General features: G+C 69.0%; 17 protein-coding genes. 3 read left to right on the top strand and 14 right to left on the bottom strand.

Annotated elements, in window-relative coordinates; genetic code table 11:
- The first annotated feature begins 21 nt into the window (after positions 1-21).
- Positions 22-576: a YggT family protein gene (locus tag CGR01S_RS08330; RefSeq protein WP_042425094.1), complete on the top strand. Its 555-nt coding sequence runs from the start codon at positions 22-24 to the stop codon at positions 574-576.
- 54 nt (positions 577-630) lie between these two features.
- Here CGR01S_RS08330 and accD read toward each other — a convergent pair whose 3' ends face one another.
- The 8 genes from accD to ilvD (CGR01S_RS08370) form a co-directional block, all read right to left on the bottom strand.
- Positions 631-1503 carry an acetyl-CoA carboxylase, carboxyltransferase subunit beta gene (accD, locus tag CGR01S_RS08335; protein WP_042425097.1) on the bottom strand — a complete coding sequence of 291 codons (873 nt, stop codon included), beginning with the start codon at positions 1501-1503 and terminating at the stop codon, positions 631-633.
- Positions 1504-1675: 172 nt separating this feature from the next.
- On the bottom strand, positions 1676-2497 hold the full coding sequence (gene trpA / locus CGR01S_RS08340; protein WP_042425100.1) for a tryptophan synthase subunit alpha: 822 nt from the start codon (positions 2495-2497) through the stop codon (positions 1676-1678).
- Positions 2494-3762 carry a tryptophan synthase subunit beta gene (gene trpB, locus CGR01S_RS08345; protein WP_042425103.1) on the bottom strand — a complete coding sequence of 423 codons (1269 nt, stop codon included), beginning with the start codon at positions 3760-3762 and terminating at the stop codon, positions 2494-2496. The genes trpA and trpB overlap by 4 nt, the downstream gene beginning before the upstream one ends.
- Positions 3740-4507, bottom strand: a complete 768-nt coding sequence (locus tag CGR01S_RS08350) for a phosphoribosylanthranilate isomerase (protein ID WP_042425106.1) — start codon at positions 4505-4507, stop codon at positions 3740-3742. The genes trpB and CGR01S_RS08350 overlap by 23 nt, the downstream gene beginning before the upstream one ends.
- The gene (truA, locus tag CGR01S_RS08355) at positions 4504-5322 is read right to left on the bottom strand and encodes a tRNA pseudouridine(38-40) synthase TruA (RefSeq protein ID WP_042425109.1); all 819 of its coding nucleotides are present in this window, start codon (positions 5320-5322) and stop codon (positions 4504-4506) included. Before truA ends, CGR01S_RS08350 begins: the two co-directional genes overlap by 4 nt.
- Positions 5323-5339: 17 nt before the next feature.
- The gene (locus CGR01S_RS08360) at positions 5340-7925 is read right to left on the bottom strand and encodes a motility hub landmark protein FimV (RefSeq protein ID WP_042425111.1); all 2586 of its coding nucleotides are present in this window, start codon (positions 7923-7925) and stop codon (positions 5340-5342) included.
- Positions 7926-8219: 294 nt separating this feature from the next.
- The gene (gene asd / locus CGR01S_RS08365; RefSeq protein WP_042425114.1) at positions 8220-9350 is read right to left on the bottom strand and encodes an aspartate-semialdehyde dehydrogenase; all 1131 of its coding nucleotides are present in this window, start codon (positions 9348-9350) and stop codon (positions 8220-8222) included.
- A gap of 290 nt (positions 9351-9640) precedes the next feature.
- Positions 9641-11353 carry a dihydroxy-acid dehydratase gene (ilvD, locus tag CGR01S_RS08370; protein ID WP_042425117.1) on the bottom strand — a complete coding sequence of 571 codons (1713 nt, stop codon included), beginning with the start codon at positions 11351-11353 and terminating at the stop codon, positions 9641-9643.
- Between the two features lie 207 nt (positions 11354-11560).
- Between ilvD (CGR01S_RS08370) and ilvD (CGR01S_RS08375) the strand changes: the two genes are divergently transcribed.
- A complete protein-coding gene (ilvD, locus tag CGR01S_RS08375) occupies positions 11561-13417 on the top strand; it encodes a dihydroxy-acid dehydratase (protein ID WP_042425119.1) in 1857 nt (618 codons plus the stop codon).
- 175 nt (positions 13418-13592) lie between these two features.
- Positions 13593-14399 (top strand): prolipoprotein diacylglyceryl transferase, encoded by an 807-nt coding sequence (lgt, locus tag CGR01S_RS08380; RefSeq protein ID WP_042425122.1) that lies wholly within the window; start codon positions 13593-13595, stop codon positions 14397-14399.
- A gap of 19 nt (positions 14400-14418) precedes the next feature.
- On the opposite strand, the gene CGR01S_RS08385 is transcribed toward lgt, so the two are convergent.
- The 6 genes from CGR01S_RS08385 to CGR01S_RS08405 all read right to left on the bottom strand — a co-directional run bounded on the left by CGR01S_RS08385 (position 14419) and on the right by CGR01S_RS08405 (position 21359).
- Positions 14419-16287 carry an AMP-dependent synthetase/ligase gene (locus CGR01S_RS08385; RefSeq protein ID WP_169742454.1) on the bottom strand — a complete coding sequence of 623 codons (1869 nt, stop codon included), beginning with the start codon at positions 16285-16287 and terminating at the stop codon, positions 14419-14421.
- A gap of 100 nt (positions 16288-16387) precedes the next feature.
- Positions 16388-17263, bottom strand: a complete 876-nt coding sequence (locus CGR01S_RS08390) for a beta-keto acid cleavage family enzyme (RefSeq protein WP_042425124.1) — start codon at positions 17261-17263, stop codon at positions 16388-16390.
- Positions 17260-19254 carry an acetyl/propionyl/methylcrotonyl-CoA carboxylase subunit alpha gene (locus CGR01S_RS08395; RefSeq protein WP_042425127.1) on the bottom strand — a complete coding sequence of 665 codons (1995 nt, stop codon included), beginning with the start codon at positions 19252-19254 and terminating at the stop codon, positions 17260-17262. Before CGR01S_RS08395 ends, CGR01S_RS08390 begins: the two co-directional genes overlap by 4 nt.
- Complete coding sequence (locus CGR01S_RS17210; RefSeq protein WP_281174257.1) at positions 19247-19378, bottom strand: hypothetical protein; 132 nt, start codon at positions 19376-19378, stop codon at positions 19247-19249. The genes CGR01S_RS08395 and CGR01S_RS17210 overlap by 8 nt, the downstream gene beginning before the upstream one ends.
- Positions 19375-20190, bottom strand: coding sequence for an enoyl-CoA hydratase/isomerase family protein (locus tag CGR01S_RS08400; protein WP_042425130.1), 816 nt, complete (start codon positions 20188-20190; stop codon positions 19375-19377). The genes CGR01S_RS17210 and CGR01S_RS08400 overlap by 4 nt, the downstream gene beginning before the upstream one ends.
- 14 nt (positions 20191-20204) lie before the next feature.
- On the bottom strand, positions 20205-21359 hold the full coding sequence (locus CGR01S_RS08405) for an acyl-CoA dehydrogenase family protein (protein ID WP_042425133.1): 1155 nt from the start codon (positions 21357-21359) through the stop codon (positions 20205-20207).
- Between the last annotated feature and the right edge of the window lies 1 nt (position 21360).

The following is a 21360-nucleotide window of genomic DNA, read 5'->3' on the forward strand; positions in this document are numbered from 1 at the left end:
GCCCAGGACGGAATCCCAGCGATGCTCTACCAGATTGTTTCTTTTTTGCTTGACGTGGCGACGGGCCTGCTGTGCGGCGCCAGCCTGCTGCGTGTGTGGATGCAGTGGCAGCGCATTCCGTTTGCCAACCCGGTCGGGCGTCTGGTGTTCGCGCTCTCGGACTGGATGGTGCTGCCGCTGCGGCGCCTCATCGGTTCGCTGGGGCGTGCCGATGGGGCCAGCCTCACGGCCGCCTACCTCGTGGAACTCGTGCAGTACCTGCTGCTGTGGCTGCTGCTCGGGGGCGGCGATGGCTGGGCCTGGCTCCCCTGGCTGGCGCTGTTCGGCATGGTGCGCGTGGCCCTGACCGGCCTGGTCGGCTTGCTCATTGTGTACGCCGTCATGTCCTGGGTGCAGGCCCGCTCGCCGGTGTCGGACGTGATCGCCCGCCTGTGCGAACCCGTGCTGCGGCCGGTGCGCCGCATCGTGCCGCTGGTGGGCGGTGTCGATCTCTCGCCGCTGCTGGTGCTGGTGCTGCTCCAGGTGGCCTTGATGGTGCTGGGCAGCCTGCAGACCAGTCTGCTGTTCAGAGGCTGAAAAAGCCTGTAGCGCCCGTCATTCAAGCGCTACAAGCTATTATTTCAATAGCATTCAGGCGACGGCGTCGGCTGGCAGGCGCTGCAGCATGGCCAGGCTGCTGGCCACGGTGTTGCGCAGTTCGCGGCGGTCGCAGATCAGGTCCACCGCGCCCTTTTGCATGAGGAACTCGGCGCGCTGGAAGCCCTCGGGCAGGGTCACGCGCACGGTGTTCTCGATGACGCGCGGGCCGGCGAAGCCGATCAGCGCCTTGGGCTCGGCGATCACGATGTCGCCCACGAAGGCGAAGCCCGCGCTCACGCCGCCCATGGTCGGGTCGGTGAGCACGCTGATGTAGGGTAGGCCCTTCTTGGCCAGGCGCGTGAGCGCGGCGTTGGTCTTGGCCATCTGCATGAGCGAGAGCAGGCCTTCCTGCATGCGCGCGCCGCCCGTGGCGGTGAAGCAGATGAAGGGCACCTTCTGTTCGATGGCGGTCTCGACGCCGCGCACGAAGCGCTCGCCCACCACGCTGCCCATGGAGCCGCCCATGAAGTCGAACTCGAAGCAGGCGGCCACGACGTTGATGCTCTTGACGGCGCCGCCCATGACGATCAGCGCATCGGTCTCGCCCGTGTTCTCCAGGGCTTCCTTCAGGCGCTCGGGGTACTTGCGGCTGTCCTTGAACTTGAGGGCATCGACCGGGATGACCTCCTGGCCGATCTCGTAGCGGCCTTCCGGGTCGAGGAAGGCGTCCAGCCGCGCACGGGCGCCGATGCGGTGGTGGTGGCTGCACTTGGGGCAGACGTTCTGGTTGTGCTCCAGGTCGGCCTTGTAGAGCACGGTGTCGCAGCTCGGGCACTTGATCCACAGCCCCTCGGGCATCTGGCGGCGCTCGGTGGGGTCGGTATGCTGGATCTTGGACGGCAGGAGTTTTTCAAGCCAGGACATGCGTATTCCTCTGTATGAATGGGCCCGCAGCGGCGCGGCCTTTGAAACTGACGCGGCCCAGGCGAGGGCCGCCGTGCAAGGGCCGCCCCGCCGCACTGGCGGCGTCCCCCTTCCCGCGCGCAGCGCGAGAGAAGGGGGAAGCGGCGAAGCCGCTCAGGGGGTTGAGCCCATATTATGCGTCGAGCGCCTTGCGCACACCGCGCAGGAAGTCCATGGCCAGGGGCACGATTTTCTCGTGCGGCTGGTCATCGAGCAACTGGATGATGCGGCTGCCGATGACCACCGCATCGGCCACCTTGCCGATGGCCTGGGCCGTGGCCGCGTCGCGGATGCCGAAACCCACGCCCACGGGGATGTGCACATGCTGGCGGATGCGCGGCAGCATGGCCTCGACGGCGGCGGTGTCCAGCGCGCCCGAGCCGGTGACGCCCTTGAGCGACACGTAGTACACATAGCCGCTGGCCACGCGGGCCACTTCCTGCATGCGCTGCTCGGTGCTGGTGGGGGCCAGCAAGAAGATCAGGTCCATGCCGTGCGCGCGCAGCTTGGCGGCAAACTCAGTGCATTCCTCGGGCGGGTAGTCCACGATGAGCACGCCATCGACACCGGCCTCGGCGGCGTCGCGCACGAAGGCATCCTTCCCGTGGATCTGGTCATAGCGCTCCACGGGGTTGGCGTAACCCATCAGCACCACGGGGGTGTCCTTGTTGCGGCCGCGGAATTCGCGCACATGGCCCAGCACCTGCTTGAGGCCGGTGCCCAGCGCCAGGGCCTTCTCGCCGGCCTTCTGGATGACCGGGCCGTCGGCCATGGGGTCGGAGAAGGGCACGCCCAGCTCGATGATGTCGGCGCCGGCCTCGACCATGCCGTGCATGAGCGCGGGCGTGATGTCGGCGAACGGAAAGCCCGCCGTGACGTAGGGGATCAGCGCCTTGCGGCCCTTGGCCTGCAGGGCGGCGAAGGTGGCGGCGATGCGGTTCGGTGTGGTGTTCATGCTGCGGGTCCTCCCTTCACGGCGTGGCCGCGCATGGAGGGGCGGTCGTAAAAATCCTCGCCCGAGAGGTCGGCCACGGTGCCGATGTCCTTGTCGCCCCGGCCCGAGAGGTTGACCAGGATGGACTGGTCGGGACGCATCTCCTTGGCGAGCTTCATGGCATAGGCGAAGGCGTGGCTCGATTCGAGCGCGGGGATGATGCCCTCGGTGCGGCACAGGTAGTGGAAGGCGTCGAGCGCCTCGCTGTCGGTGATGCCGACATACTGCGCGCGCCCGATCTCCTGCAGCCAAGCGTGCTCGGGGCCGACGCCGGGGTAGTCCAGGCCGGCGCTGATGCTGTGCGTCTCGGTGATCTGGCCGTTCTCGTCCTGCAGGATGTAGGTGCGGTTGCCGTGCAGCACGCCGCTGGAGCCGCGTTGCAGGCTGGCCGAGTGCTTGCCGCTGTCCAGGCCCTCGCCAGCGGCCTCGACGCCGATCAGGCGGGTCTTCTCGAACGGAATGTAGGGGTGGAAGATGCCCATGGCGTTGCTGCCACCGCCCACGCAGGCGACCACGGCGTCGGGCTGCTCTGCGGCGATCTTCTGTTCGGCCAGCATGGCGGGCATCTGCGTGAGGCATTCCTTGCCGATCACGCTCTGGAAGTCGCGCACCATCATGGGGTAGGGGTGCGGGCCGGCCACGGTGCCGATGATGTAGAAGGTATCGTCCACGTTGGCCACCCAGTCGCGCATGGCCTCGTTGAGCGCGTCCTTGAGCGTCTTGCTGCCCGACTCCACGGGCACCACGGTGGCGCCCAGCAGCTTCATGCGGAACACGTTGGGGCTCTGGCGCTTGACGTCCTCCGAGCCCATGTAGACCACGCATTCGAGGCCGTAGCGCGCGCAGATGGTGGCCGTGGCCACGCCGTGCTGGCCCGCGCCGGTCTCGGCGATGATGCGCTTCTTGCCCATGCGGCGCGCCAGCATGGCCTGGCCGATCACGTTGTTGATCTTGTGCGCGCCGGTGTGGTTCAGGTCCTCGCGCTTGAGGTAGATCTGCGCGCCGCCGATCTCGCGGCTGGTGCGCGCCGCGTGGTACACGGGCGAGGGGCGGCCGACGAAGTGCGCGAGCTCGTAGTTGAATTCGGCGATGAACTCCGGGTCGTTCTGGTAGCGGGCGTAGGCCGCCTGCAGTTCGCGCAGGGCAAAGGTCAGGGTCTCGCTGGCGAAACTGCCGCCGTAGGGGCCGAAGTGGCCCGAGGAATCAGGTTGGTCGTACTGGAACATGGGATTGCCTTGCAAGGTGCTCGTCGGCCGCACGCACGGCGGCCACGAAGCGCTGGATCTTGTCGGTGTCCTTGACGCCCTTGATGGGCTGGCCATCGGGGCCGTCAAGCTCGACGCCGGAACTGACATCAACCGCCAGCGAGAGGCCTCGCGGGCGCACCTGCACGATGCCATCGGTCACGTTTGCAGGCGTGAGTCCACCACTTAAAACGAGGTGAGAGGCGACGCTTGGAGGCAGAAGTGACCAATGGAAAGCCTTGCCGCCACCGCCATAGCCTTCGACATGGGCGTCGAGCAGGATGGCCCGGGCGCGGGAGTGAACATGGGCATATTCTACGAGGTCGAACCCCATGCCTTGCTCCCCCAGGGGAATGCGCGCGGCGCGCAGGTAGGGGCGTGCACCCCAGCCGCTGGCCTCCCAGCATTCCTCGGCGGTTTCATCTCCATGAAATTGCAGCATTGCGCCCGCCACCATTGCGCTGGCAGCTATCACATTGGGAGCGGTTTCGTTGACGAACAGCAGCACCGGCGTGACGAAGGGCGGCAGGCGCGCTGCCAGTTGCGCCGCGCGTTCGGGCGTCACGGCGCGCGGGCTGGGGGCGTAGAGCACGAAGCCCACGGCGTCCACGCCGGCGGCGACGGCGGCATCCACGTCCTGCTCGCGCGTGAGACCGCAGACCTTGATGCGCGTGCGGGTGGCGGGGAGGGTTGCGGTGCGGGGCTGGATGTGCGGGGGGCTGCTCATGGCAGCGCATCATACGCAGCCGTGCGGCTGGGCAGGCCCCAGGCGGCGTCGTACACCGGCCCGAGGAAGTACAGCCCATCGGGCGAGAAGGTGGGCGCGGCCGCGTCGCGCGAGCGCGCCGCCAGCACCTCGGCCATCCAGGAGGCTGGCTTGGCACCCTGGCCGATGGCCACCAGGCAGCCCATGATGTTGCGGATCATGTGGTGCAGGAAGGCGTTGCCCTCGAACTCGAAGCGCCAGTAGCACGGGCTCCAGTCCTCGCCGGGCTCGGGCTGGGCGGGGCCTTTGCAGGTGATGTCGATGCGGTGCAGGGTCTTGACCGGCGTGAGCGCCTGGCAGGCTGAGGCGCGGAACGAGGTGAAGTCGTGCTCGCCCAGCAGGTGCGCGGCGGCCGCGCGCATGGCGGCGCCGTCGAGCGGGCGGAACACCCAGCCCACGCGCCCGGCTTCTACGCTGGGGCGCACGGGCGACTGCAGCAGCACATAGGCGTAGCGCCGCGCGGTGGCGCAGGCGCGGGCGTGAAAAGCTTCGGGCACGGGCCGGGCCCATTGCACGGCGATGTCGGGCGGCAGGAAGGCGTTGGTGCCGCGCACCCAGGAGAACGGGCTGCGCTCCACCGGGGCGTCGAAGTGCACGACCTGCATCAGCCCGTGCACGCCGGCATCGGTGCGGCCGGCGCACAAGGTGCTGATGGGCCGGGTGGCGAACTGCGCGAGTGCCGCCTCCAGCCGGTCCTGCACTGTGTTGCCCGAGGGCTGGCTCTGCCAGCCCAGGTAGTTCTGGCCGTCGTAGCTGACGCCCAGCGCCATCCGCATGCCTGACGGGCGCGGGGTCAACTGAAGTCGGCCAGCATCTTCTGCGCGCGGGCCTTGAGATCGCCGCTGGCCTCGGCCATCACCTCTTCGATCAGCGTGCGGGCGCCGTCGGTGTCGCCGATGGCATGGAACTCCTGCGCCAGCGCGAGCTTGGTGGCCAGGGGGTCGCCCGGCAGTTCGGCCCGGGCGGTGGTCGGCTCGGCCGGGCTGCTGTCTGCCGCCGGGCTTGCCGGGGGGGCCTTGAGGTCCAGCGAGATGCTGTCGAGGTCGAAGTCCATCAGCCCGGATTCGGAAGGCACGTAGGGCTTCTCCGCGGGCTTTTCCAGGGCATTGGGCTGGGTGTCGATGTCCGGCAGATCCAGCGGAGCGTCCAGGGGCATGTCCAGGGGGACGTCGAGCAGGCCAGGGGGCTCGGCCGCTGCTGCCGGGGCCGGGCTGGCGGGGACCGGGGGCTGCCACAGCGGGGTTTCATCGGCCTGCATGGGCTCGGGTGCCGGCTCTGCGGGCGACTCGTAGTCGGGAATCTCTAGCGGCATGGGGGCGCTGTCTTCCAGTACGGGTGCTGCGGCACTCTGGGCTGCGGCGGCAAAGGCGCCGGCGGGAGCCGCCGGGGCATCCGTCAGCGCATCGTCGGGCAGGTCCAGATCCAGGTCCAGATCCAGGTCGGGCGGCATGGTCGATGGTGCGGCGCCTTCGCCGCCAGCCGCCGCTGCCGGGGCGCCGCCCGGCTGGTACAGGGCGTTGCCGGGGTCCAGCGTGCGGCCCAGGTCGGCCACGCGGGCCCAGTCCTGGCCCTGGCCCTGGGTCAGCTGGTGGATCTGGGTGGCGGTGGATTCCAGTGCCTTGCGGTCCTGGCGCTTGGCGTAGATCTCTGCCAGCTTGGCGTGGATGGAGACACGCCCGGGGTTGTGGCGCAGGGCTTCCTTGAGGATTTCCTCGGCCTGCAGGTCACGCCCGTAGGCCAGGTACACGTCGGCTTCGGCCACGGGGTCCACATCGCCGCCGGCGTCGAGCTGGCTGGGCGAATAGGCCATGGAGGAGCCGCCCGTGGAGGAGTCGGTGTTGGCCGTGTCGATGCGCTGGCCGCCGCTGGCCCCGAAGAAGGAGTCGGGCTGCAGGCGGCTTTCCAGGAAGGAGCTGTCCATGCCGGCGTTGTTGCGCCGGCGCTGCACCACGCGGTAGGCGCCATAGCCCAGCAGCAGGGCCAGCAGGCCGCCGCCGGCCAGGGGCATCATGGGGTCGTCCATCAGGCCGTCGAGGAAGCCGGGCTCCTCGACCGGAGGCGGTGCCGGGGGCGCAGGCCTGGGCGCTGCAGGCTGGGCGGCCGAGGCCGCTTCTGCCATCGGAGCCGGTGCGGACGCGGCCTCGGCGGCGGAGGCCGCGGGATCGGGGGCGGAAGCGGCTTCGCTGGCGGGCTGCGCCGGGGCGGCTGCGGCCTCGGGGGCCGGGGCCGGAGCTTCGGAGGCCGCCGGTGCGGGCATGGGTGCTGCCACGGGCACGGCAATGCCTGGGACGCTGGCCGCAGCAGCCGGTGCGGCGGCTGCGCCGGATGCGGCGCTGAGCTTGTTCAGGTCTTCGATGTTCTTGGCCAGCTCTTCCACGCGTGCTGCCGCTTGCTGCGCCTGCTTGCGCTGAGCCAGGGCTTCTTCGTTGGCCTTGCGCCCTTTCAGGGCGCCCTTGGAGAGGGTGAGCTTGTCGGGAGCAGCGCTGCCGGCCTTCTGGTCCTGCACCTGGGCTTCGACCGTGCCCTTGGCAGAGCGCCCGGCGGCGCCCACGTCGACTGCCGGGGCGGCGCCTGCCAGCTTGCGGCGGAAGTCGCTGAAGTCGCGGCTTTGGGCGGCCAGCACCTGGCGGGCCTCGCCCTTGTCGATGGCGCTGGCCTGGGCTTCGCTCGGCATCTGCAGCACGGCACCGGCCTTGATGCGGTTGACGTTGCCCTGGATGAAGGCGTCCGGGTTGGCGCGCAGCAGGGCGACCAGCATCTGGTCCAGGGACACGCCGGCCGGGCGGTGCGCGCTGGCGATGCGCCCCGCGGTGTCTCCCGCCTTGACGGTGACGCTGTGCTCCGCGCCTGCGGCGGCCGCCGGCGCGCTGGCTGCGGGGGCGCTGACCTGCGGCGTACGCTGTGGCTGGGCGGGCGCGGGCCGGGCGGCAGGCGCCTCGGGCATGGCGGCCACGGCCACGGGCGGCTTGCGCAGCGTGGGCGGGTCGAACAGCATGGTGTAGCTGCGCGTCAGGCGGCCGGTATTCCAGTTGGCGTCGATCACCAGGTCCACGAAGGGCTCGGTCACGGGCCGATCGCTGGTCAGGCGCAGCACCGCGCTGCCGTTGGCGCGGCGCTTGATCTCGATCTGCACGCGGGTGACGAGGGGCGAATACTCCATGCCCTGCGCGCGGTAGGTTTCCGGCGCCGCCGTGGTCACGCGCAGCGTCTCGGCCTCCGAGGCCGTGGCCTGAGGCAGGTCGATCTCGGCACGCAGCGGCTCGCCCAGGGCCGATTGCACGCTGATGGGTCCCAGGGCCAGGGCCAGGGCGCTAGAGCTGTAGAGGCCAAGCGCCGCCGCGGCGGCCGCAGCCAGGGCGGAGTGTTTCCAACGATGCATGGTTGCCATCAACTGATTTGATTCTGGGGCTCGGCGGAGCGCTCTGGTCCTGGTCATGGTCGGATGTCCCCCCTGCGCTCCAGCGTACGAAAAAATGTGTAAAAGCACCTTAGCAGCAATGTTTTGCACTGACAAGCTCACGTAGTGGCGAAGCTCTGACCAGACGCTGGAAGCGGGGCTTGCGCCCCCGGGTGTGTTGTCCAGCGACAACGTGGGTAACCAGGTGTTTCAGGGGTGCAGACGCAAGAAAAGCGCCCGCAGGCGCTTTTCTCGGGGAGGGGCCGTGCAAGGGCCTCAGGCGTCCAGCAGGATGCGCAGCATGCGGCGCAGCGGTTCGGCGGCGCCCCACAGCAACTGGTCGCCGATGGTGAAGGCGCCCACGTACTCCGGGCCCATGGCGAGCTTGCGGATGCGGCCCACGGGGATGGTCAGCGTGCCCGTGACGGCCACGGGCGTGAGGTCCTGGATGGTGGCCTCGCGCGTGTTCGGCACGACCTTGGCCCAGGGGTTGTCGGCGGCGATCATGGCCTCGATGTCGGCCACGGGCACGTCTTTCTTCAGCTTGAAGGTCAGGGCCTGGCTGTGGCAGCGCATGGCGCCGATGCGCACGCAAAAGCCGTCCACGGGAATGGCGGCCGTGCCAAAGCCCTCGCCCTGGCCCAGGATCTTGTTGGTCTCGGCCATGCCCTTCCACTCTTCGCGGCTCATGCCGTTGCCCAGGTCCTTGTCGATCCAGGGAATGAGCGAGCCGCCCAGCGGCACGCCGAAGTTGGCGGTTTCGGCGCCGCTGAGGGCGCGCTGCTTGGCGATGACCTTGCGGTCGATTTCCAGGATGGCGCTCTTGGGGTCGTCGAGCAGGGCCTTCACTTCGGCGTTGAGGGTGCCGAACTGCGTCAGCAGCTCGCGCATGTGCTGCGCGCCGCCGCCGCTGGCGGCCTGGTAGGTTTGCGTGCTCATCCACTCGACCAGGCCCGCCTTGTACAGCGCGCCCACGCCCATGAGCATGCAGCTCACGGTGCAGTTGCCGCCGATCCAGTTCCTGCCGCCCTTGGCCAGGGCGTTCCGGATGACCGGCATGTTCACGGGATCGAGCACGATGACGGCGTCGTCCTTCATGCGCAGGGTGGAGGCGGCATCGATCCAGTGGCCGTTCCAGCCCGCAGCGCGCAGCTTGGGGAACACTTCGGTGGTGTAGTCGCCGCCCTGGCAGGAGATGATGATCTCGCAGCGCTTCAGGGCATCGATATTGAAGGCGTCCTGCAGCGTGGTTTCGTTCCTGGCCTGCGCGGGAGCCTGGCCGCCGGCGTTGGAGGTGGAGAAGAACAGGGGCTCGATCAGGTCGAAATCGCCTTCGGCCTGCATGCGGTCCATCAATACCGAGCCGACCATGCCGCGCCAGCCCACCAGACCTACCAACTTGCTCATTTTCAACGCCCTTTCAAGTTAAAAAACAGTACGCACGCGACCGGCGGCTGTTTTCCTCGCCCCGGCTCGTCTGGGCCAGGGAGGGCGCACGACGATGCCGGAGCTGGATCAGCCCTTAATGGTCGTGGTTTTGGTGATGGTTGCGCGCGCAGCCAGACCTGCCAGGCAGGCAGGGGCCAGGTTCGGGGTGAACAGTGGGGCGGCAAACATATCGCGCATATTGTAATGCAAAGCGGGTATTGGGCAGGCTGCGCGCCGCAGGCCTTGCGGCTGGGGCGGCAGGGCAGTGCCTACCGGGCGGCGGCATGGGGCGCAAAGTCGTCGAGTACGGCGCCCTTGCTGGCGCTGGAGGCGTTGAAGGCGAACTTGGCCTGCACGCCGCGCGTGTAGCGCGGGGCAGGGGGCTGCCAGAGTGCGCGCCGGTGGGCGAGCTCGGCCTCGTCCACGTTCAGTTGCAGCAGCAGCCGGTGCGCGTCGATGGTGATGCTGTCGCCCTCGTGCACCAGGGCGATGGTGCCGCCCACATAGGCCTCGGGCGCCACGTGGCCCACGACCATGCCCCAGGTGCCGCCCGAGAAGCGCCCGTCGGTGACCAGGCCCACGCTCTCGCCCAGACCCTGGCCCACCAGTGCGCTGGTGGGCGCCAGCATCTCGGGCATGCCCGGCCCGCCCTTGGGGCCCAGGTAGCGCAGCACCACCACATCGCCCGCGCGGATGCGGCCCGCCAGGATGGCCTGCAGGGCCGAGGGTTCGTCGTCGAACACGCGCGCCGGGCCGGTGATGGCGGGGTTCTTGAGCCCTGTGATCTTGGCCACCGCCCCCTCGGGGCTGAGATTGCCCTTGAGGATGGCCAAATGGCCCTGGGCATACAGGGGCTGGGTGATGGGGCGGATCACGTCCTGGTCGGCGCGCGGCTGGTCGGGAACGTCCTTGAGGGCCTCGGCGATGGTCTGGCCGGTGATGGTCATGCAGTCGCCGTGCAGCAGGCCGGCGTTGAGCAGGATCTTCATCACCTGCGGGATGCCGCCGGCGCGGTGCAGGTCGATGGCGAGGTGCTTGCCGCTGGGCTTGAGGTCGCAAATCACCGGCACCTTGCGGCGCATGCGCTCGAAGTCGTCGATGCTCCACGGCACGTCCGCCGCATGGGCAATGGCCAGGAAGTGCAGCACGGCATTGGTCGAGCCGCCCACGGCCATGATCACGGCGACGGCGTTCTCGATGGACTGGCGCGTGACGATGTCGCGCGGCTTGCGGTCGTGCCGGATGGCGTCGATCAGCACCCGGGCCGATTCCCGGGCGGAATCGACCTTCTCCTGGTGCTCGTTGGCCATGGTGGAGGAGTAGGGCAGGCTCATGCCCAGCGCCTCGAAGGCGCTGCTCATGGTGTTGGCCGTGTACATGCCGCCGCAGGAGCCGGTGCCGGGGATGGCGTGCCGTTCGATGTCCTGGAGCTGCTGGTCGCTGATCTTGCCTGCCGCGTTCTCGCCCACGGCCTCGAAGACGCTCACGATGTTGAGGTCGCAGCCGTGCAGGCACCCGGGCAGGATGGTGCCGCCGTACACATAGATGCTCGGCACGTTGGCGCGCAGCATGCCCATCATGCCGCCGGGCATGTTCTTGTCGCAGCCGCCGATGACCACGCAGCCATCCATCCACTGGCCCTGCACGCAGGTCTCCACGCAGTCGGCAATCACCTCGCGGCTCACCAGGCTGTACTTCATGCCCTCGGTGCCCATGGCCATGCCGTCGGAGATCGTGGGCGTGCCAAAGGTCTGCGGATTGCCGCCGGCGGCGCGTATGCCTTCCACGGCGGCATCGCACAGCTTTTGCAGACCGCTGTTGCACGGCGTGATGGTGCTGTGGCCGTTGGCCACGCCGACCATGGGCTTGTCGAAGTCGGCGGCGGTATAGCCCATGCCGTAGTACATGGAGCGGTTGGGCGCGCGCTCCTTGCCTTGCGTGATGTGGGCGGAGCGGCGGTTCAGGGGCAGGGAATCCGTCATGGCGGTCTCGGGCAGTGCAGGCGCAGCCAGTGTAGGGCGCGGCGCAGGGCGGCGGCGCCATGCCCCTGGCGCCGTCGGGGTGGGGCTGCGACATAATCGGCCGGTTTGCCCCGGGCGCCGCTCAAGAGGCGGCGCGCGGCCATGCGCCGTGGCCCTGGAAATGGAAGGGCCGGTTTTCTTTTCCAGACACCTTTTTTCCGTCCCACGATGCCCGCCTACCGTTCCAAGACCTCCACTGCCGGCCGCAATATGGCCGGCGCCCGCGCCCTGTGGCGCGCCACCGGCATGCAGGATGCCGACTTCCAGAAGCCCATCATCGCGGTGGTCAACTCCTTCACCCAGTTTGTGCCCGGCCACGTGCACTTGAAGGACCTGGGGCAACTCGTCGCGCGCGAGATCGAGGCCGCCGGCGGCGTGGCCAAGGAATTCAACACCATTGCCGTGGACGACGGCATCGCCATGGGCCACGACGGCATGCTCTACTCGCTGCCCAGCCGCGACGTGATTGCCGACAGCGTGGAATACATGGTCAACGCGCACTGCGCCGACGCCATGGTGTGCATCTCCAACTGCGACAAGATCACCCCCGGCATGCTCATGGCCGCGATGCGCCTGAACATCCCCGTGATCTTCGTCTCGGGCGGCCCCATGGAGGCGGGCAAGGTGCAACTGGCCACCCCGGGCACCAAGACCATCCACATGAAAAAGCTCGACCTGGTGGACGCCATGGTCATGGCCGTGGACAGTGCGGTGAGCGAGGCCGACATCGCCGAGGTCGAGCGCAACGCCTGTCCCACCTGCGGCTCGTGCTCGGGCATGTTCACCGCCAATTCCATGAACTGCCTGACCGAGGCCATGGGCCTGTCGCTGCCCGGCAATGGCACCACGCTGGCCACGCACGCCGACCGCGAGCAATTGTTCCAGCGCGCCGGCCGGCGCATCGTGGAGCTGGCGCGCCAGTACTACGAGGGCGAGGACGAGAGCATCCTGCCGCGCTCGGTGGGTTTCAAGGCCTTCGAGAACGCCATGACGCTGGACATCGCCATGGGCGGCTCGACCAACACCATCCTGCACCTGCTGGCCATCGCGCAGGAAGCGGAGATCGACTTCACCATGGCGGACATCGACCGCCTCTCGCGCAGCGTACCCCAGTTGTGCAAGGTGGCGCCCAATACCGACAAGTACCACATCGAGGACGTGCACCGCGCGGGCGGCATCGTGGCCATCCTGGGAGAGCTCGAGCGCGCGGGCAAGCTGCACACCGACGTGCCCACGGTGCACGCCAGGACCCTGGGCGAGGCCATCGCGCAATGGGACATCACGCGCACGCAGGATGAGGCCGTGCACACCTTCTTCAAGGCCGGCCCCGGCGGCGTACCCACGCAAAAGGCCTTCAGCCAGGCCAGCCGCTGGCCCAGCCTGGACCTGGACCGCGCGCAGGGCTGCATCCGCTCCATCGAGCACGCCTTCAGCCTGGAAGGCGGCCTGGCCGTGCTCAAGGGCAACATCGCCGTCGACGGCTGCGTGGTCAAGACCGCGGGCGTGGACGAATCCATCCTGGTGTTCGAGGGCACGGCCCATGTCACCGAGTCGCAGGACGAGGCCGTGGAGCACATCCTCAACGACCAGGTGAAGGCCGGCGACGTGGTCATCGTGCGCTACGAGGGCCCCAAGGGCGGCCCCGGCATGCAGGAAATGCTCTACCCCACCAGCTACATCAAGAGCAAGGGCCTGGGCAAGGCCTGCGCACTGCTGACCGACGGGCGCTTCTCCGGCGGCACCTCGGGCCTGTCCATCGGCCACTGCTCGCCCGAGGCGGCGGCCGGCGGCGCCATCGGCCTGGTGCAGAACGGCGACAAGATCCGCATCGACATCCCCAACCGCAGCATCAACGTGCTGGTGAGCGACGAGGAACTGGCGCGCCGCCGCGCCGCGCAGGACGCCAAGGGCTGGAAGCCGGCCCAGCCGCGCCCGCGCAAGGTGTCGGCCGCGCTCAAGGCCTACGCCATGCTGGTGACCAGCGCCGACAAGGGCGCGGTGCGCGACCTCTCGCTGCTCGACTGACGCCACGCGCAGCCCTGCGCCTACCCGCCGGATGGATTCCGGCGGTTTTTGCTATTGTTTCAATAGCGTTTGGCGCTTTCTCCATAAGCGCTAGAGGCCGATTTATTCAAAAATCCGTCAATCACCGCCGGGAGGGTGACGCCTGGATGCAGCGCCGGGCACAATACCGCCCACCATGCTGACTTACCCCCACATCGACCCCGTTGCCCTGCAGCTCGGCCCCGTGGCCATCCATTGGTATGGGCTGACCTACCTGGCGGCCTTTGGCCTGTTCATGTGGCTGGGGACGCTGCGGCTGCGGCATCCGCCTTTTGCTTCCATGACCGGTCCCGGGGCCTGGACGCGCAAGGATGTGGAAGACATCCTCTTCCTGGGCGTGGTCGGCGTGATCGTGGGTGGGCGCCTGGGCTACTGCCTGTTCTACAAGCCGGGCTACTACGCCGCGCACCCGCTGGAGATCTTCGCCGTGTGGCAGGGCGGCATGAGCTTCCATGGCGGGCTGCTGGGCGTCATTGGCTCCTTCTTCTGGTTTGCTCGCACCCGCCAGCGGCCGTGGCTGCAGGTGGCGGACTTCGTGGCGCCCTGTGTGCCCACGGGCCTGGCGGCGGGCCGTGTGGGCAACTTCATCAACGGCGAGCTGTGGGGGCGTTTCGCCAGCCCCGACCTGCCCTGGGGCATGGTGTTCCCGCACAGCGGCTCCATGCTGCCGCGCCACCCCTCGCAGGTGTACCAGTTCCTGCTCGAAGGGCTGCTGCTGTTCGTGCTGCTGTGGCTGTATGCGCGCAAGGAGCGGCGCCAGGGCCAGGTGGCGGCGGCCTTCCTGGTGGGCTACGGCGTTTTCCGCTTCATCGCCGAATACTTCCGTGAGCCCGATGCCTTTCTGGGCCTGCTGTCGCTGGGCATGAGCATGGGGCAGTGGCTGTGCCTGCCCATGATCGCCGGGGGCATCGCGCTGTGGCTCTGGAGCGCCAAGCGCGGCTGACGCCCAGCGAAGCTGTGGCTCAGTGCGGTGCGCTGGCGCCGTCGCGGTACAGAGCCTCGATCTCCTCGGCGTACTGGCGCTGCACCACGTTGCGGCGGATCTTCTGCGTGGGCGTGAGGCAGCCGTTGTCTATGGTGAAGGCGCTTTCCAGCACCGCAAACTTGCGCACATGCGCCACGCGCGCCTGCTTGGCGTTGACGGCGTCGATGCCGCGCTGCAGCTCCGCGTGCACCGGGCTGCTGCGCGCCCACTCGGCGGGCCCGCCGGGGATCTGGTGCTGCTGGGCAAAGGCCTGCAACACATCGGGCTTGAGCGTGAGCAGTGCGCCGAGGTAGTGGCGCGAATCGCCGATGACCACCGCGTGCTCCACCAGGGGCAGGTTCATCAGGTCGGCCTCGATGTTGCCGGGCGAGATGTTCTTGCCGCCCGAGGTGATGAGCAGGTCCTTCTTGCGGCCGGTCACGTAGATGAAGCCGTCCTCGTCGATGCGGCCCAGGTCGCCGCTGTGCAGCCAGCCGTCCTGCAGCGCCTCGGCCGTGTCTTCGGGGCGGCCACGGTAGCCGCGGAACACGTTGGGTCCCTGCACGAGGATCTCGCCGTCCTCGGCAATGCGCACCTGCATGCCGGGCAGGGTCTTTCCCGCCGCGCCCAGGCGGATGAAGCCGGGCAGGCTGATGGCGGTGGGGCCGCAGTCCTCGGACTGGCCGTACACCTCGCCGATCAGCAGGCCCAGGCCGGTGAAGAATTCCAGGTTTTCCACGGCGATGGGCGCCGCGCCGGAAATCAGGATACGCGCCTGGTCAAACCCCAGCGCGGCCTGCACCTTGCGGTGCACCAGTTGGTGTGCCCAGCGGTACTGCCGGTCCAGCCAGGCGCCGGGCGTGCGCCCTTGCAGGCGCTCGGCGTGCCAGGCGCGCCCGGTGCGCAGGGCCCAGCGCGCCAGCCGGGCCTTGACGCCCGTGGCGCCCGCCAGCTTGGTGGCGATGGCGGCCTGCATCTTCTCCCACACGCGTGGCACGCCGAAGAACACCGTGGGATGCACCTCCTGCAGGTGCTCGCCCAGGCTCTCCAGCGAGCGCGCGAAGTAGAGCTGGTAACCGGCCAGCGCGTGGTTGCAAATCGACCCGTGCTGCTCGGCGATGTGCGCCAGCGGCAGGTAGGAGATCAGCCGGTCCTGCGGGCCCACCTGGAATGCGGCCGACAGTGCCGCCGAGGTCCAGCTCAGGTTGGCGTGCGTCAGCTCCACGGCCTTGGGGTGGCCCGTGGTGCCCGAGGTGTAGATCAGCGTGCCGATGTCCTCCTCGCGGATGGCGTCCATGCGGCGCTGCACCTCGGCATCGTGCTCCATGCCACCCAGCGCCAGGAACTGCTCCCAGGCCATGGGTGCGGCCACGCCTTCGGGCACCTGCGGCTGGGCATCGTCCGGCGCCTGGCGCATGAGCACGGTGGCGCGCAGGCGGGCCAGCGCCTGGGGCTCTGCCGCTGCCTTGGCCCATTGCGTCTCGTTTTCCACCAGCAGCACGGCGCAGCCGCTGTGCTCGACGATGTAGGCGATCTCGTTGGCCGCGCTGCTCCAGTAGATGCCGGCCGCCATGGCGCCCACCATCATGGCGGCCAGGTCCATGGTGGTCCACTCGGGGCGGTTGAAGCCCAGGATGCATACCGCGTCGCCGGGTTGCACGCCCAGAGCCACCAGCGCGCGGGCGGCCTGGCGCACTTGCTGGACGTATTCCTGCCAGGTGGTGGGTTGCCAGCCCTGCGCGTCGCGCACGAAATAGGCGGGCGCCTGCGGCTGGCGCTGGCTGGTGGCCATGAAGCGGGCCGGGATGCTCTGGAAGCGCTGGTCGCTTGCGGCCAGCGGCCCGCTCTGCGCTAGGGAGGTTGGCATGCTCTTGTCTCCGTTTTTTTGGGGGATGGCCTGCACGTGGAGTGCAGGCGGCGCGCCGGCCCCTCTGGCGGGGGCCTGTCGCGCACAGGCCGGGTGATGCTCAGGCCAAGCCCAGCATCTGGCGGGCCTCGGCGGGGGAAGCGATCGCGCGGCCCGCATTGCGCGCGCATTGGGCCAGCGCCTCGATCAGCACACCGTTGCCGCTGGCGCGGCTGCCGTCGGGCAGGTAGAAGGTGTCTTCCAGGCCGGTGCGCAGCATGCCGCCAAGGTCCGCCGTCTTCTGGTGCACGGGCCAGATTTCCTGGCGGCCGATCAGCGTGGCCTGCCACACGGCGCCGGGGGCCATCCACTGCGGCAGCAGTTCCAGCAGTTGTGCGTCGCAGGGCATGCCCGAGGCCACGCCCATCACCAGGTTGTATTCGGGGCGGCCCATGGAGGGCTTGAGCATGCCGTTCTTGATGTACATGGTGACCGAGCGCACGATGCCCACGTCGAAGCACTCGAACTCGGGGTGCGTGCCGCATTCCTCCATCACGTCGAGGAACTGCTGCACCTTGGCCACCGGGTTGTCGAACACCATGGGCGGCCAGGCCCAGGTGCCGTCTTCCTTGAGCTTGAGGTAGTTCAGGCTGCCGGCATTGCAGGCGGCGATCTCGGGTTGGACGCGGCGGATGCAGGCGAGCGGCCCGCTGATGTCCTTGCCGATGACGCCGGTGGTCAGGTTGATGATGACGCCCGGGCAGGCCGCCCGGATGGCGTCCACCACCTCCTGGGCCACGTCCGGGTCCCAGCTGGGCATGTGGCCCATGCCGGGCTCCTGCGCGCGGATGTGCACATGCATGATGCTCGCGCCCGCGTTGTAGGCGTCGCGCGCCTGCGCGGCCATCTGCGCGGGCGTGACGGGCACCGGGTGTTGCTGGGGGTTGGTCAGCACGCCGGTGAGGGCGCAGGTGAGGATGGCTTTTTCTTGCGTCATGCGGGGGCCTCTTCGGTGATGTCGATTTCTGCGAGCACGCTGCCGGCGGCAACGCTGTCTTTGATCTGGGCGTGCAGGGCCGACACGGTGCCGCTGGCGCGGGCGTGCAGCCACATTTCCATCTTCATGGCCTCCACGCACAGCAAGGGCTGACCGGCGCTGACCTGTTCGCCCACGGCCACGGCCACGGCGCACACCGTGCCCGCCACCGGGGAGCGCAGCTTGCTCGGGTCCAGGGCCGGGTCGTTCTGCGGGAAGGGCGACAGCTCAGCAAACTGGTGCACCGTGGCGCCCAGTGCCAACGTGACCTGGCCACCCTGCATCTGGCACACGGCGCTGCGCTGCACGCCACCCTGGCGCCAGGTCAGGCGTTCGTCCTGCCAGCGCACGGTGTCGAAGGTGAAGCCCTCGGCGCCCGCCAATTGCACCTGCACCTGCGTCCCGTGGGGGCGCACGCGCACGGCGCGCTGTTCGCTGCCGCCCGCGAGCACCAGCGTGGTGCCCCAGGTGGCCACGCTGTCGGGGCGGCGGGCACCGCCTTCGCCAGCCGCCAGCGCGGCGGCCGCCAGGGCCCAGGCCAGCGCATCGGGTTGGGGGCGCTGCAGCAGGGGTTCGCCTGCCTGCTGCCACTGGTCGATCAGCGTGGTGTGCATGCGCGCCTCGCGGAAGGCCGGGTGGTCCAGCAGGTCGCGCAGAAAGCGCGCGTTGTGGCGCAGGCCCAGCAGCGGGGCGTCGTCCAGCGCGGCCATCAGGCGGCGGATGGCGTCAGCGCGGTCGCGGCCATGGGCAATGAGCTTGGCCACCATGGGGTCGTAGTAGGGGGTGACTTCGCCGCCCTCGCGGATGCCGGCGTCGATGCGCACCTCGCCAAACGCAGCCTGGCCCCGGGCGCGGCCCGCCAGTGCCTGCTCGGGCCGCCAGTAGCGCACGGCGCCGGTTTGCGGCGCGAAGCCGTCGTAGGGGTCTTCGGCGTACAGGCGCACCTCGATGGCATGGCCGGACAGCATGATGTCCTCCTGCGCCAGCGGCAGCGGTTCGCCCGCCGCCACGCGCAACTGCCACTCCACTAGGTCCTGGCCGGTGATGCATTCGGTCACCGGGTGCTCGACCTGCAGGCGCGTGTTCATCTCCAGGAAGTAGTGGTGGTTCTGCGCATCGACGATGAATTCGACCGTGCCCGCGCCCCGGTAGCCCACGGCCAGCGCGGCGGCCACGGCGTCGGCCCCCATTTGCGCGCGCATCTGCGGCGAGACCACGGGGGAGGGCGCTTCCTCGATCACCTTCTGGCGGCGGCGCTGCGCCGTGCAGTCGCGTTCGCCCAGGTGCACGGCGTTGCCATGCGCGTCGGCGAAGACCTGGATCTCGATGTGGCGGCCGTTGTCGATCAGGCGCTCCAGCATCAGCGTGCCGTCGCCAAAGGCGCTGGTGGCCTCGCGCCGTGCGCCCTCGATGGCGGCTTGCAGTTCGCTGTCGTGCCGTACCAGGCGCATGCCGCGCCCGCCGCCGCCCGCCACGGCCTTGACCAGCAGCGGGTAGCCTAGCTTCTTCGCCTCGGCCACCAGCGTGGCGTCGGCCTGGTCTGCGCCCAGGTAGCCGGGCGCGCAGGGCACGCCGGCGGCGATCATGCGCTGCTTGGCCAGGGCCTTGTCGCCCATGGCCTCGATGGCGCTGGGCGGCGGGCCGATGAAGACCACGCCCGCGTCCTCGCAGGCCAGGGCAAAGGCGGCGTTCTCGCTGAGGAAGCCGTAGCCGGGGTGCAGCGCATCGGCGCCCGTGGCCTTGCAGGCGCCCAGGATGGCGTCGAATTGCAGGTAGGACTCGGCCGCCGGTGCGGGGCCGATGTGCACGGCCTCGTCGGCCAGCGCCACATGGGGGGCCTCCGCGTCGGCGTCGCTGTACACGGCCACCGTGCGGTAGCCCAGGGCGCGGGCGGTGCGGATGACGCGGCAGGCGATTTCTCCGCGATTGGCGATCAGTATCTTGTTAAACATGCTGTGCCCCTTTCGCGGAGAAACCGCCTGCGTGCGCTGCGCGCACCATGCGATGTGGCTTCGCCGCTGCGCCGCTGCGCGGCTGGTCGCCCCGGTTCGCAATCAGGATTTTGGAAAAGCTCATGCGGGAACCCAGTGTGGTTTGCGTTTCTGCAGGAATGCGCCCGTGCCCTCCTGGCCTTCGGGGCCCTGGGCGGCGCGCGAGAAGAGGGCGGCGGCCTCATCGACCAGCGCGGCGGGGGCGCTCCAGCGTGCCTTGGCCATCAGCGCCTTGGTGGCTGCCAGGGCGCCAGGGGCGCAGGCCAGGATGTCGGCCAGCACGGCCTGCAGCGCAGCGTCCGCCTCGGCGGTGGCCACTTGCTGGTGCACCAGGCCGATGCGCAGCGCCTGCGCCGCATCCAGCTTGCCGCCGGTCACTGCCAGGCGCTTGGCCTGCGAGTAGCCCAGGCGCTCGACGAGGAAGGGTGCGATCTGCGCGGGCACCACGCCCAGCGAGGTCTCGGGCAGGCGGAAGCTCGCCGTCTCGGTGGCGATCGCCACGTCGGCCACGCAGGCCAGGCCCAAGCCGCCGCCCATCACCGTGCCTTCCAGCACCGCCACCACGGCCAGCGGGGTGTCGGCAAATGCCGCGCACATGCGGCCGAAGGCGGCATTGACTTCAGCAATGGGGTCGGTGCCTGCCGGGGCCTCCATGGCGCGCATGCGGGCCATGGCCATGTCCTTGAGGTCGCCCCCGGCGCAGAAATGCCCGCCCGCGCCGCGCAGCACCACCACGCGGGTCGGCTGGGCGCTGCCCACGCTGGCCTCGGCCTGCGCCAGGGCCTGGCGCAGCTCCTCCACCATGGCCAGCGACATGGCGTTGCGCACGTCGGGGCGGTTCAAGGTGATTTCGAGCACGGGGCCCGTAGATACGGCGCCAATAGCTATAAAAGTCATAGCATTTATCCGCTTCAGCGCTTCTTGCCCGGCAAGGTGCCTTCGAGCTTGCAGATGATGCCGAGCATGATTTCGTCCGCCCCACCGCCGATGGAGATCAGGCGGCTGTCGCGGTAGGCCTGGCTGATGGGGTTGTCCGCCGTGAAGCCCATGCCGCCCCAGTACTGCAGGCAACTGTCCGCCACCTCACGCGACAGGCGCCCCGCCTTGAGCTTGGCCATGGAGGCGAGCTTGGTCACGTCCTTGCCCGCCACGTAGGCCTCCACGGCGCGGTAGGTGAGGGCGCGCAGGGCTTCGACTTCGGTACGCAGCTCCGCCAGGCGGAAGTGCACCACCTGGTTGTTCAGGAGGGGCTGGCCGAAGGTATGGCGCTGGCGCGTGTATTCGATGGTTTGGTCGATCAGGTTGTCCAGCGACTGGAGGCTGCTGGCCGCGCCGTACAGGCGCTCTTCCTGGAACTGCAGCATCTGGAACATGAAGCCCGCGCCCTCCTGGCCGATGAGGTTGCGCTGGGGCACGCGCACGTTGTCGAAGAAGAGCTGCGCCGTGTCGCTCGAATGCATGCCGATCTTCTCGATCTTCTGGCGCGTCACACCGGGGGCGTCGAGCGGCACCATGATGAGCGACTTGTTCGAGTGCACCGGCCCCTCGCTGGTGTTGGCCAGCAGGCAGCACCAGTCGGCCTGCATGCCGTTGGTGATCCACATCTTGGAGCCGTTGATGACGTAGTCGCCGCCGTCTTTCTTGGCCGTGGTCTTGAGCGCGGCCACGTCCGAGCCGCCGGTGACTTCGCTCACGCCGATGCAGCCCACCAGGTCGCCCGCGATGGAGGGGGCGAGGAACTCACGACGCAGCTCGTCGCTGCCAAAGCGCGCCAGCGCCGGGGTGCACATGTCGGTCTGCACGCCGATGGCCATGGGCACGCCGCCCACGTTGCAGTCGCCCAGCGCCTCGGCCATGACCATGGAGTAGCTGAAGTCCAGCCCCATGCCGCCGTACTCGGTGGGGTACTTGATGCCCAGCAGGCCCAGGTCGCCCATCTTCTTGAAGAGCTGGTGCGCGGGGAAGATGCCGGCCTTCTCCCATTCGCGGGTGTGGGGGTTGATCTCGTTGGCGACGAATTTGCGCACCGTGTCGCGGATCTGCTCGTGCTCGGGGGTGAATTGCATG

The organism is Comamonas granuli NBRC 101663 (assembly GCF_000739995.1).
Lineage (GTDB): Bacteria > Pseudomonadota > Gammaproteobacteria > Burkholderiales > Burkholderiaceae_C > Simplicispira > Simplicispira granuli.